Here is an 11,626-nt window from a genome sequence, read left to right on the forward strand (position 1 = left end):
CACGGCGCGCGCTTCCTGGCCGAGACGCTTCCGCGCGTCGCCGCGCACGCCTCCGAACTGGCCGCCGACCTGGGCCGCCTGGGCCGCACCGAGCACGCGGGCACGCCCTTCATGACCCTGCGCGTCGGGGACGCCGCCGCCGTCACCGCCGACCTGCGCGAAGGCGGCCTCCGCGTGCGGGACTGCACCAGCTACGGCCTGCCGGACTGCATCCGCGTCAGCACGCGCCTGCCCGGCGAGAACGCCGCCCTGCTGCGCGCCCTGACCGCCCGCCTGGGCCGCGGAGGCCGACATGGGTAGGGAGCATCTGGAGTTGCGGTTCCAGGGACCGTTCACGCTGACGGGCAACGCCTCCGGGAACGTGTTCAGGCAGCGGGAAGTCCGGCAGGCAGGAATCTATCTGTTTGCTATGGAGACTGATCAGGCCGGTACCGTGGTCAGGTACGTCGGTGAGACGGGCGTGTCTTTCCAAAAACGACTGAAAGAGCATCTGATTCAGACGCTGGGAGGAAATTACCGCGTGTCGGACGTGGCCTCCCTGCGATCGTTGCAGGAGATCGTGCTGTGGGACGGAATGTGGCGTAGAGGAACGACCGGTCGAATGCAGGAATTTGTTGATCGGTACGTTCAGCTTGCCCCAGCGATCAAGGAATATCTGGATGCTTACCGTATCTTTCTGGCTCCGATGCCTTCCGAGATAGGGCAACGTCAGCGTCGGCTGGTTGAGAGTGCGCTAGCACGTCATTTTCAGCAGGGGCCGCACCTGATGGCTCCTGATATCCGCTACCTGAAACGCACCACCGAAGATCCTTATTGCACGGTGACGGCGCAGAGTTCATCAACTGTAACGGGCTTGCCGTGCGTCGTGACGGCATGACCCGACTGGAGCCGACGTATGGCTAAGGCGATCATGGTGCAGGGCTGCACGAGCAGCGCAGGCAAGAGTTACCTGACGGCCGCGCTGTGCCGCGCGCTGGCGAACGAGGGCCTGCGGGTCGCGCCGTTCAAGGCGCAGAACATGAGCAACAACGCCGGGGTCACGCCGACCGGCCTGGAGATGGGCCGCGCGCAACTCGTGCAGGCGCGCGCGGCGCGGGTCACGCCGGACGTGCGCATGAACCCCGTACTGCTCAAACCCGAGGCGGACACCCGCTCTCAGGTGGTGCTGCTGGGACAGGTCAGCCGCGAGATCACGGCGTTGCCGTGGCGGGAGCGCAAGGCGCACCTGTGGCCGCACGTGCAGGTGGCCCTGCACAGCCTGCTGGCCGAGTTCGACGTGGTGGTTATCGAGGGAGCGGGCAGTCCGGCCGAGGTGAACCTGCGCGGCAGTGACATCGTGAACATGCGCGTGGCGCTCGAGGCGCGGGCCGGGGTGCTGCTGGCCGCCGACATCGACCGGGGCGGCGCGTTCGCGCACCTGCTGGGCACTTGGCACTGCCTGACGCCCGAGGAACGCGGGTTGCTGCGCGGCTTCATCCTCAACCGCTTCCGGGGGGACGCGCGGCTGCTCTCTCCCGCCCCGGAGTGGTTACAGGAGCAGACGGGCGTGCCGACGGTGGGCGTGATTCCCATGCTGGACGTCACGCTGCCCGAGGAGGACGGCGTGTGGCTGGACTCACGGGCCGCCGCGGCGGACGGGGCCGGGGGATTCGTGGCCATCGCCCGCCTGCCGCGCGTGAGTAACCTCGACGAGTTCGCGCCGCTGGGGCCGCACGCCCGCTGGGTGTCCCGCCCGGATGAACTCCCGGGCGCACGGGCCGTGATCATTCCCGGCAGCAAGAGCACGGCCGCCGACCTGAACTGGCTGCGCCAGACCGGACTGGCCGCCGGGATCACGCGGCTGGCCGGGGCGGGCGTGCCGGTGCTGGGCGTGTGCGGCGGGCTTCAGATGCTCGGGCAGTCCATCCGGGACCCGCACGGCGTGGAGGGGCGCGTGCCGGGCGCCGACGTACCGGGTCTGGGCCTGCTGGACCTGCATACCGAGTTCATGCCGGAGAAGACGACCGTGCAGACCACCTTCACCGACCCCGAGACGGGGTTCGCGCTGACCGGCTACGAGATTCACCACGGGCAGACCCGCGCGGGCAGCGGCGTGCAGACGCTCGCGCCGGGGCTGCTGTGGCGGCAGGGCAACGTGCGGGGCACGTACCTGCATGGCCTGCTGGAAAACCCCGCGTACCTGGAACGCTTCCTGGGCTGGGCGGGCCTGCCGCTCCCGCCGGGCCTGGATTCGCTGGACTCACGCCTGGACGCCATCGCCGCCCAGGTGCGGGCCGGGCTGGACTGGTCGGTCATCGAGGCGATGCTGTGACGCCCCTCGGCGCGGGCCGGATCGTGTTCGTGACCGGCGGGGCGCGCAGCGGCAAGAGCGCCTTTGCGGAGCGATGCGCCGCGCAAGTGGCTGGGCAATTGGCCGCCCAGGCTGGTGGGCACGACACGCCGGGCGTCACGTACCTCGCCACGGCGCAGGCCTTCGATGACGAGATGAAAGACCGCGTTGCCCGTCACCGCGCCGACCGGCCCGCCGGGTGGATCACGCACGAGGAACCGCTGGCCGTACCCGCCGCGCTGCGCGCCGTGACCACGCCCGCCGCACTCCTGGACTGCCTGAGCCTGTGGGTCAGCAACCTGATGCTGGCCGGGCACACCGACGCCGACGTGCTGGGCAGAACCGACGACCTGCTGCGTGCCGCCCGCGAACGCGGCGGGGTGACGGTCCTCGTGACGAACGAGGTGGGTTTTGGCATCGTGCCCGACAACGCCCTGGCCCGCCGTTACCGCGATCTGCTCGGCTGGGTGAACCAGCGGGCCGCTGCCGCCAGCGACGAGGCGTACCTGATCGTCAGCGGTCTGCCCCTGCGGCTCAAATAGGGGCAGGCGTTCCCGAGCGGGCAGTGGGCGCGGTGGGATGCTGTCCCTGCCGCGCCCACTGTGTCCCTCATGGCCTCAGCGCAGGGGCCGCACGCGAACGCGCGTGATCTTGAGGCCCTGCACGTCCTCGGCGGTCAGGTCATGGTTCTGGATGTGCATGGTGTCCCCGGCGCGTGGGGGCGTGCCGGTCTCGGCGAGCATCAGGCCGGCGATGGTCAGCACGTCGTCGTGGCGCAGCTTCAGGCCGTGATCGTCGCGCAGTTCCTGGAGCGTGACCTCGCCGTCCATGGTGTACGAGCCGTCCGGGTTGATGTTTACCCACTCGCCCGCGTGGGCGTCTTCCTCGTCCATGACGTCCGCGATCAGGTCGTCCATGGTCACGAAGCCCAGCGTAGCGCCGAACCCGTCTACGACCAGGGCCGAGTGGGCGCGCCCGCGTTTGAACAGGTTCAGCAGGTCCTCGGCGGGGGTGGCGGCCATCACGCTGGGCAGGGGCCGCAGCAGTCGGCCCAGCTGCAGGGTGTGGCCCGACACGCGCGCCCGGATAAAGTCCTTGACGTGCAGCACGCCCACAATGTGGTCGAGGGTATCCTCGTAGACGGGGTAGCGGCTGCGGGTGGACTGCGCGATGCGCGCGGCGATCTCCTCGGGGCTGGCGTTGACGCTGAGCACGTCCATGCGCGCGCGGGAGGTCATGAGTTCCTGGGCGGTGCGTTCCTCTAGCGCGAAGATGTTGCGGATCAGGTCACGCTGCACGTCACCGATCTGGCCACCCTGGGCGCTCTCGTCGGTGACGATGCTCAGTTCGCGGCTGGTGTACAGCAGGGCGTCCTGACCGGGTTCCTGGACCCGCAGCAAGCGCATCAGGCCCAGGGCAAGGCCGCCCAGCACCCACACGAACGGCCGGAAGATCACGCCGAACACCCGCATCAGCGGATGCACGCGCACACTGAGCGCTTCGGGGGTCTGGAGGGCCAGGGCCTTGGGGATCATCTCTCCGAACACCACGTGCATGAACGTGATGAAGCTCAGGGCGATCACGAATCCGGCGCTGTGCGCGGCCGCGTACGTCAGGCCCCAGCGCTCGAAGGGACCGTACAGCCACCCGGCCACCTGCGGCTCGCCGTACATGCCCAGCCCGATGCTGGCCAGCGTGATGCCCAGCTGCGCGGTGGCAATGTACCCATCCCTGCCGGTCGGCTGGTCGATCAGGCGGGTCAGGGTGCGGGCGCTGGCGCTGCCCTGCCCGGCCATGCTGTCCAGCCGGGAGCGGCGCGCGGCGATCAGCGCGAACTCGGCCGCGACGAACAGGCCGTTCAGGGTGACCAGCAGCAGAATCACCACAATAGGGGTCAGGTAAGTCACGCGCGCTCCCCCTTGGCGGCGAAGCTAGCGCGTTTCACGGCCCGGCGTTCCATGGCTTCCACGCGCACCATCAGGTCGCCGGGCGTGACGCTCACCTCGTCACCGGGTTGCGGCAGGCGGCCCAGTTCCTGCCAGATCAGGCCGCTGACGGTATCGACCTCATCGGTGGGCAGGTCGAGGTCAAAGCGGCTGTTCAGCACGTCGATCAGCACGTCGCCGCGCACCAGGACCCGGCCCCCCTGCACGCTGATGGGTTCTTCTTCCTGGTCGAATTCGTCCTGCAACTCACCGAAGATTTCTTCCAGGGCGTCTTCGAGGGTCACGAAACCCGAGACGCTGCCGTACTCGTTCACGACGAGCGCGCTGTGCCGCCCGGAGTCCCGCAGGCGGCGCCACAGGTCCGGCACGCCCATGACTTCCGCCACGACCAGGGGTTCGCGCATGACGCTGCGCACGGTGCCCTCCGGGCTGCGTTCGGCGCTCAGGAACAGGCTGCGCAGGTGCACCACGCCCACGACCTCCTCGCTGCCCATCTCGCTCGTGGCGGCCGTCACGGGAAACCGGGAGTAGGCGCTCGGCGCAAGCCGCGTCAGGGCCTCGCGGACGCTCAGGTCGGCGGGCACGGTCAGGGTGCGGGTGCGGGGAGTCATGATCTCGCGGACCACGCGGTCCTCGACGTTCAGAACGCCGGACAGCATCTGGCGTTCGTTCGCGTCGATCAGGCCGCCGTCGGCACTCTCACGGTACAGGTCCTGCAACTCCTCGGGCGAATGCACGTGCGCGTGGCTGTGCTGCACGTCCATCTTCGCAGCGCGCAGGATGGCAAAGGCCGTGCCGTTAAAGAGCGCGATCAGGGGCCGGAACAGCAGCAGGCTCAGCTGTATGGGCCGCAGGGTGGCCAGCGCGAGCCGTTCGGGGTAGCGCAGGGCCACGGTCTTGGGCAGCAGTTCGCCCAGCACCACCTGAAGGGCCGTGACCAGAATCAGGACGGCAGCCGTGGCGGCCACCTCGCCGCCCACCGCGCCCAGGCTGGGCGTCAGCAGCGGGGTCAGCTGAGACTGCCCGTACGCACCGGCCACGAGGCTGCTGAGCGTGATGCCGATCTGGCAGGCGGCGACGTACGTATCCAGTCGCTGCGGGTCCTGCAGGATGCCCAGCAGCGTGCCTGCCGCGCGGTTGCCACCTTCGGCGGTCTCCTGAACCCGCGAGCGGCGCGCCCCGACGGCCGCGAACTCCGCCGCGACGTACAGGGCGTTCACGGCCACCATCACCACAATGACCAGCAGGGGCAGCGCGGCGTTCACTGCGGCCCCCACGGAGTACCGGAGAGGCCTGGTCCGCTGGGGGAAGACCAGTGGGGCGCCAGGGAACGCAAACCGGGAGGTTCGGCTCCGTCACAACAGGGCAACGTCATACCCGGTCACGCTATCAGGTGCGGCCCCCCCCGGGTCAGCGGCGCCCCCGGGTCAGCGGCGCCGGTCACGCGGTCAGGCCAACCGCCGCCACCGCACCCTGAATTGGGACCCTGGATTGGGCTTCGGTGAGCGGCGCTGCGGCCCGCACGTGGCGGACGTTCCGGAATGGGGGGGGCAGGTCAGGCGACGTCGATCTCGGTCAGGACGACCACCTCCGGGGCCTGCGCGAACCACTCGCCGGCCTTGGCGCGGTACGCCTGGTAGTGGGCGCTGTCGCGGTGGGCCTGCGCGGCGGCCTGATCGCGGTAGCGTTCCTGCACGTGGTAGCGGGTGACGCCGTCCTTGGCTTCTTTCAGCAGGTCGTAGCGCAGGTTGCCTTCTTCCTGGCGGCTGGCCTGCACCATGGTCAGCATTTCCCTCTCGACCACGTCCGCGAACTCGGGTTTGGGCACGATGATGGCGTGAACGGCGATGACGCTCATGCGCTGGCCTTCTCGTTCAGGGCGCCCAGCAGGACAGTCACAAACTCGTCATCGCTCATGGGGTTCTGGCCGGTGATCAGTTCGCGGTCACGGACGACGTTGCTGGTCCACTTGGCACCGTTGGCTACGGTCATACCGGCGGCCGTCAGGGCGTCTTCGGGGTAGTACTGCATGGGAGCCTCGAAGCCCTGCTCGGCGTCCTTCTCCTCGGGCGTGCTGAACACGGTGGCCTTGTAGCCGCTGTAGATAAAGCCGCTGGCCGTGGGCGTCTGGCCCTCCTGCAGGGCTTTCTGGTAGGCGGCCGCGTCCTGCTGCGCAGCCAGGAGTGCCACGGGCGCGTGGCAGATCAGCGCGGTGGGCTGGGCCTTCTCATGGAAGTGGCGCAGCACGGTGCCGAGGTCGGGGTCACGCATCAGTTCGATCATGGGGGCGTGCCCGCCGGGCAGGAACACGGCGCTGAACGGGTCGAGGTGGGCGGCCACGTCCGCGAGCTTCGCGATGGGGCCGCTCAGGGTCTCGTTCACGAAGGCCTTGATCTGCCGGTACTCTTCCTCGTTCCTGAAAAGCTCCCTGGTGTCACTGCCGGGGTCCAGGGACGGGCGGTTGCCCTTGGGTGTGGCGATGGTCAGCGCGTAGCCTTCCTGCACGAGCTTGTGGGCGGGAACGCCGAACTCGTTGAGGTAGAAGCCGGTCGCGTGGGTTTTGCCTTCCTGCATGGGCAGTCGGCTTTCGCTGGACATCACGACGAGAATCTGCCTGGTCATGCGGGGCACCCTACGTCAGGTTGTATGAGGGCCCTGTCACGCGAATCACTTTGCCAGGCAAAGCAGAAACGGCGTATGAACGGTTCCTCATGCACCGCCGCCCACCCGCGCGGCCATACTGGTCTTATGACCCACAATCACGCCCCCACCGTCCGGCGCAACGACGACACCCACCGGTACGAACTGATCGACGCGGGCGGGGCCCTGCTGGGCTTCGCGGAATTTCGCCCGGTCGGCGGGCACGCCGTCATGCTCCCGCACACGGTCATCAACGAGGGGCACGAAGGCGAAGGCCTGGGTAGCCTGCTGGCCCGCGCCGCCCTCGACGACGTGCGCGCCCAGGGGAAATACGTGGTCCCCATGTGCCCCTTCATTGCCGCCTACATCCGCGACCACAAGGCCGAGTACCTGGACCTCGTGCAGCCCGAACAGCGCGGCGTCTTCAAACTCTGAACCACACCCGCGCCCCCCGTCCCCGCACCCCATCCTGCCCGGTTCCGCTCCTGCCCAGTTCCGCTCCTGCGCGGCGCCGGGCTTTTGGCATTGAACGCCACCCGCGTGTGTGGGCCGCGCCCTGCCCGGCGAATGCCCCCAGGGGTATGCTGAGCGCACCACGCCCGCCCGGGCCGACCCACCGTTTACGCCGCACAGGAGCGCCCCCGCACCATGACCACCGACGCGACCCCCACCCCCCAGACCCCACCGGCCGCCGCGCCTCCCCTGACCGAAACGGACACGCGCGTGCTGCTGCGCCTGCGCCGCATCGAGGGACAGGTGCGCGGCCTGCAACGAATGATCGAAGAAGGGCGCGACTGCCACGACATCCTCACGCAACTCAGCGGCGTGCGCAGCGCCCTGGACGCCGCCGGAGAGCAGATCCTCGAACAGTACGCCGGAGGCTGCCGCGCCCGCCCCGGCGAGACCATCACGCCGCAGGATGTCGTCCGCGCCGTGAAGCTGCTGCGCCGCTGAGCCGGGCCGCCCGGACGGCCGGTTAGGTCACGGGCAGGGTAAGCAGGTGGTCCAAAGGTCGTCTCCAGCTGCGTGGAGTGAATGCGAATCAGGGCCGACCCGACTCCTCCTGTCTGATACGGACTGCCGCTCCATTCCACCACAGTCGGAAGGGCGCCGCCTGCGGCTTCATACCGCCCAATCCGTATGCTGTTCCCCCTTCGCATCCGTTCGGATTGATTCGGAAGTATGCCGAATCAATCGGAATCCGCATGATATGGACTCCGGTTGAATCGCTGGCAAATCCGTTCAATCCATGCAGAGAGGGATGAAGAGAGAAAGAAGAGGGAAATGGCTCCCGACGCTTCACCGGAAACTCGCACTGCAACGTGCCACGGACTGAACGCCGCCTGCTCATGACGGGCTCGTGTCCCGCACTTTGCAGTTACTTCGTGGGCACGCTGCGGTCCAGCCACGCCCGCAGTTCGGGCAGGCCCACGGCTCCGACCTGACGCCCGGCGATCTCGCCGTTCCGGAAGATCAGCAGGGTGGGAATGCCCTGCACGGCGTAAAGGCCGGGAGCCTGCGGGTGGTCGTCCACGTTCACTTTCACGATCTTGAGGTTCCCGGCGCGTTCCTTCGCGAGTGCTTCCAGAGCAGGCGCAATCACGCGGCACGGGCCACACCAGGGGGCCCAGAAGTCCACGATGACCGGCACGGACGCCCGGATGTCCTGGGTGAAGGTCGCGTCGGTCCCGGTCACCAGCCACGGGAGCGGCTGGCCGCAGCGGGCGCACACGGGCACCTGGGCGTTCGGGACGGTCTGCACGCGGTTTCTGGCGCCGCAGTGGGCGCAGGTCAGAATGTCGCTCATGCCGTTCAGGGTACGGCAGGGGCGGGGATGTGCGTGACATACTGACGCTTGATGAGGTCGCCCCGTCACTGCTGGCTGGTCCGTCCCGGCGCGAATGACATCGCGCGGGCGCTGCATGACTGGTGGTGCGCGAACATGGGCCGCCCGATGCGCGGCGTGCGATTGGTTTGCCTGCACGCCGCTCTGCACGTTTCCTGATTCGCCTCTGCCCCAAACCCCTCACGGCCGAACCCCTCATGGCCAACCCTGTTGCCCTTTGGCTGACGGCTGCCCAGCGGTTCCTTCCAGGAGTTGCCATGACGAACACCCATGCCCAGACCGCTCCCCTTCACGCCTCTGACCTGCACGCGCGTATCAATGCGGCGCTGACCGGGGCCGCCATTCCCGCCGACCTGCTGGACCTGGACGCCCGCGACCCGCTGGCCCGCAAGCGCGACGAGTTCACGCTGCCCGGCGGCGTGGTGTACCTGGACGGCAACAGCCTGGGGGCGCTCCCGCGCGCCGTGCCGGAGCGGTTGCAGCAGGTCGCCACGCAGGAGTGGGGGAACGCCCTGATCCGCTCGTGGAGTGGCGGTGCCGACCAGGGGCGTGACTGGATGAGCCTGCCGGACCGGGTGGCCGCGAAGGTCGCCCCGCTGATCGGCGCGCTTCCTCACGAGGTCGCGGTGACGGACAGCACGGGCGTCAACACCTTCAAGGTGCTGGCCGCGGCACTGAAACTCGCCCCGGCGGGCCGCCACGTGATCCTGTCGGACGCCGAGAACTTCCCCACCGACCTGTACATCGCGCAGGGCCTGCTGGACCTGCTGGGCGGCGAGTACGAACTGCGGCGCGTGAACCCAGGCGCGCTGGACGGGCACCTGACGGCGGACGTGGCCGCGCTGCTGCTGACCGAGGTGGATTACCGCACGGGCCGCCGCCTGGACATGGCGGCCATCACCGCGCAGGCGCACGCGGCGGGCATCCTGACCGTGTGGGACCTGGCTCACTCGGCCGGGGCATTCCCGGTGGACCTGCGCGGCGCGGGCGCTGATTTCGCGGTGGGGTGCGGGTACAAGTTCCTGAATGGCGGTCCCGGCGCGCCGTCGTTCCTGTTCGCCGCCGAGCGGCACATGGGCGCCGTGAACGCGGCCCCCGTGGCGATCAGCGGCTGGATGGGGCACGCCGATCCCTTCGAGATGGACCGCGCGTTCACGCCTGCGCCCGGCGCGCGCCGCTTCGTGCCGGGCACGCCGATGGTCCTGGGCCTCAGCGCCCTGGACAGCGCCCTGGACGTGTTCGCGGGTGTGGACCTGAACGCCCTGCGGACCAAGGGCCTGTCGCTGACCGACACCTTCATGCGGCTGATGGAGCCGCTGTGCGCCCGCTTTCCGCTGACGCTGGTCACACCGCGGGAGCACGCGCGGCGCGGCTCGCAGGTCAGTTACCGACACCCGCAGGCGCGTCAGGTCATGGCGGACCTGATCGGCGGCGGCGTGATCGGCGATTACCGCACGCCGGACATCCTGCGCTTCGGGTTCACGCCCCTGTACCACTCGTATGCGGACGTGGCGCGCGCCGTGGCGGGCGTGGAGGCCGCGCTGGGGGCCCGTGCGTGAGTGCCGCCGACCCCGGTGCTGCGCGGCCCGGAGCGCCGGACCGGGACGCGCCCGAGCAGGCGTACACGGATTTCACCCGCAGTCTCAGTTACGGTGATTACCTGCAACTCGACACCCTGAAAAGCGCGCACCGACCCGTCACGGACGCCCACGACGAGCACCTGTTCATCGCCGTGCATCACGTCGCCGAGGTCTGGCTTGACCTGATCATCCGCGAGTTGCGCGCCGCGATGGAGCAGCTCTCGCGCGGCATCACCGACGCGCCCCTCAAGGGCCTGACCCGCGTGGTGCGCGCGCAGGAGCAACTCACGAACGCCTGGGAGGTCCTGAAGACCATGACACCCGCCGATTACCTGTCCTTCCGGGACGCGTTCGGTCAGGCGTCCGGCTTTCAGAGTTCCTCGTACCGCATGGTGGAATTCCTGCTCGGGAACCGGCACGCGGTCCTGCTGCGCCCGCACGAGCACCGCCCGGACCTGCACGGCCCGCTGCGCGGGGCGCTGGAAGGTCCCAGCGTGTACGACCTGACGCTGCGCCTGCTGGCCGCGCGGGGCCTGAGCGTCCCGGCCGGCGTCCTGGGCCGCGACCTGACCCTGCCGCCCACCCTGAACGAGGACGTACTGAACGCCTGGATCACGGTGTACCGCGAACCCGACACCTACTGGGACCTGTACGAACTGGCCGAGAAGCTGCTGGACGTCGAGGACAACTTCCGCCGCTGGCGTTTCAATCACCTGACCACCGTGGAACGCACCATCGGATTCAAACGCGGGTCCGGCGGGACCAGCGGAGCCGGGTACCTGCGCCGCGCCCTGGAAACCGTGCTGTTCCCGGAACTGTGGGAGGTCCGCACCCGGCTGTAGGTTCAGGCTGCCTGGCCCCCGGATGGCACGCCCTGCTGTGCGTTTTGTTGACAACCCGCAAACACACCGGGGTTGTCAACTGCACTCGCATCCGCCCAGGCTGAATGGTTGTTGCAAGCCATACCGTCAGGGTCCGTGTTATGCGGATTCTGATTGGTTCGGTGCAGTTCCGAATCAATCAGATCGGATGCGAGCAGGAAGGGCAGACGCCCCTTCGCGGTATGGAGCCGCAGGCGACGCTTTTCCGACTGTGGCGCAGTGGAGCGGCAGTCCGTCTGAATGCTTAATTTCCCCCTTCTGCCCTCGGTGGACAGGTCCGCGACAAGAGGAGGATCAAAAAACACCGCTCAAGGTGACTCCACGCTCCCTGACCGCCTGACAGAAATTATGAGAAAGCGTCCCCGGTAGGGGACACTTTCTGTTTGTGAAGACCGAAAATGCCA

At 68.6% G+C, this 11,626-nt stretch carries 12 protein-coding genes and 1 pseudogene; 8 read left to right on the forward strand and 5 right to left on the reverse strand.

Going from position 1 to position 11,626, the window contains the following annotated elements; all coding sequences use genetic code 11:
• The 4 genes and pseudogenes from QZ271_RS12385 to cobU form a co-directional block, all read left to right on the forward strand.
• Window positions 1-300, forward strand: a pseudogene (locus QZ271_RS12385) (hypothetical protein); the annotation flags it as partial.
• On the forward strand, window positions 293-877 hold the full coding sequence (locus QZ271_RS12390; protein ID WP_291431919.1) for a hypothetical protein: 585 nt from the start codon (window positions 293-295) through the stop codon (window positions 875-877). The pseudogene QZ271_RS12385 and the gene QZ271_RS12390, both read left to right, overlap by 8 nt.
• Window positions 878-895: 18 nt before the next feature.
• The gene (locus QZ271_RS12395) at window positions 896-2,311 is read left to right on the forward strand and encodes a cobyric acid synthase (RefSeq protein WP_291431921.1); all 1,416 of its coding nucleotides are present in this window, start codon (window positions 896-898) and stop codon (window positions 2,309-2,311) included.
• A complete protein-coding gene (cobU, locus tag QZ271_RS12400; RefSeq protein WP_291431923.1) occupies window positions 2,308-2,871 on the forward strand; it encodes a bifunctional adenosylcobinamide kinase/adenosylcobinamide-phosphate guanylyltransferase in 564 nt (187 codons plus the stop codon). The genes QZ271_RS12395 and cobU overlap by 4 nt, the downstream gene beginning before the upstream one ends.
• Window positions 2,872-2,946: 75 nt before the next feature.
• On the opposite strand, the gene QZ271_RS12405 is transcribed toward cobU, so the two are convergent.
• From QZ271_RS12405 to QZ271_RS12420, 4 genes are all read right to left on the reverse strand, one after another.
• Window positions 2,947-4,236 carry a hemolysin family protein gene (locus QZ271_RS12405; protein WP_291431925.1) on the reverse strand — a complete coding sequence of 430 codons (1,290 nt, stop codon included), beginning with the start codon at window positions 4,234-4,236 and terminating at the stop codon, window positions 2,947-2,949.
• Window positions 4,233-5,540 carry a hemolysin family protein gene (locus tag QZ271_RS12410; protein WP_291431927.1) on the reverse strand — a complete coding sequence of 436 codons (1,308 nt, stop codon included), beginning with the start codon at window positions 5,538-5,540 and terminating at the stop codon, window positions 4,233-4,235. The genes QZ271_RS12405 and QZ271_RS12410 overlap by 4 nt, the downstream gene beginning before the upstream one ends.
• A gap of 290 nt (window positions 5,541-5,830) precedes the next feature.
• Window positions 5,831-6,133 carry a putative quinol monooxygenase gene (locus tag QZ271_RS12415; protein WP_291431930.1) on the reverse strand — a complete coding sequence of 101 codons (303 nt, stop codon included), beginning with the start codon at window positions 6,131-6,133 and terminating at the stop codon, window positions 5,831-5,833.
• Window positions 6,130-6,897 (reverse strand): type 1 glutamine amidotransferase domain-containing protein, encoded by a 768-nt coding sequence (locus QZ271_RS12420; protein ID WP_291431932.1) that lies wholly within the window; start codon window positions 6,895-6,897, stop codon window positions 6,130-6,132. Before QZ271_RS12420 ends, QZ271_RS12415 begins: the two co-directional genes overlap by 4 nt.
• Before the next feature lie 126 nt (window positions 6,898-7,023).
• Between QZ271_RS12420 and QZ271_RS12425 the strand changes: the two genes are divergently transcribed.
• Complete coding sequence (locus tag QZ271_RS12425; RefSeq protein ID WP_291431934.1) at window positions 7,024-7,350, forward strand: GNAT family N-acetyltransferase; 327 nt, start codon at window positions 7,024-7,026, stop codon at window positions 7,348-7,350.
• A gap of 213 nt (window positions 7,351-7,563) precedes the next feature.
• On the forward strand, window positions 7,564-7,869 hold the full coding sequence (locus tag QZ271_RS12430) for a metal-sensitive transcriptional regulator (RefSeq protein WP_291431936.1): 306 nt from the start codon (window positions 7,564-7,566) through the stop codon (window positions 7,867-7,869).
• Between the two features lie 424 nt (window positions 7,870-8,293).
• Here the strand turns inward: QZ271_RS12430 and trxA are convergent, their stop codons facing one another.
• Complete coding sequence (gene trxA / locus QZ271_RS12435; protein WP_291431938.1) at window positions 8,294-8,722, reverse strand: thioredoxin; 429 nt, start codon at window positions 8,720-8,722, stop codon at window positions 8,294-8,296.
• A 296-nt stretch (window positions 8,723-9,018) separates the two neighbouring features.
• On the opposite strand from trxA, the gene kynU reads away from it, so the two are divergent.
• Together kynU and QZ271_RS12445 are read left to right on the forward strand one after the other, a co-directional pair.
• The gene (kynU, locus tag QZ271_RS12440; RefSeq protein WP_291431940.1) at window positions 9,019-10,320 is read left to right on the forward strand and encodes a kynureninase; all 1,302 of its coding nucleotides are present in this window, start codon (window positions 9,019-9,021) and stop codon (window positions 10,318-10,320) included.
• The gene (locus tag QZ271_RS12445; RefSeq protein WP_291431941.1) at window positions 10,317-11,183 is read left to right on the forward strand and encodes a tryptophan 2,3-dioxygenase family protein; all 867 of its coding nucleotides are present in this window, start codon (window positions 10,317-10,319) and stop codon (window positions 11,181-11,183) included. The genes kynU and QZ271_RS12445 overlap by 4 nt, the downstream gene beginning before the upstream one ends.
• The last annotated feature ends 443 nt before the right edge of the window (window positions 11,184-11,626 follow it).

The sequence above is a fragment of the Deinococcus sp. genome (assembly GCF_018260555.1).
Lineage (GTDB): Bacteria > Deinococcota > Deinococci > Deinococcales > Deinococcaceae > Deinococcus.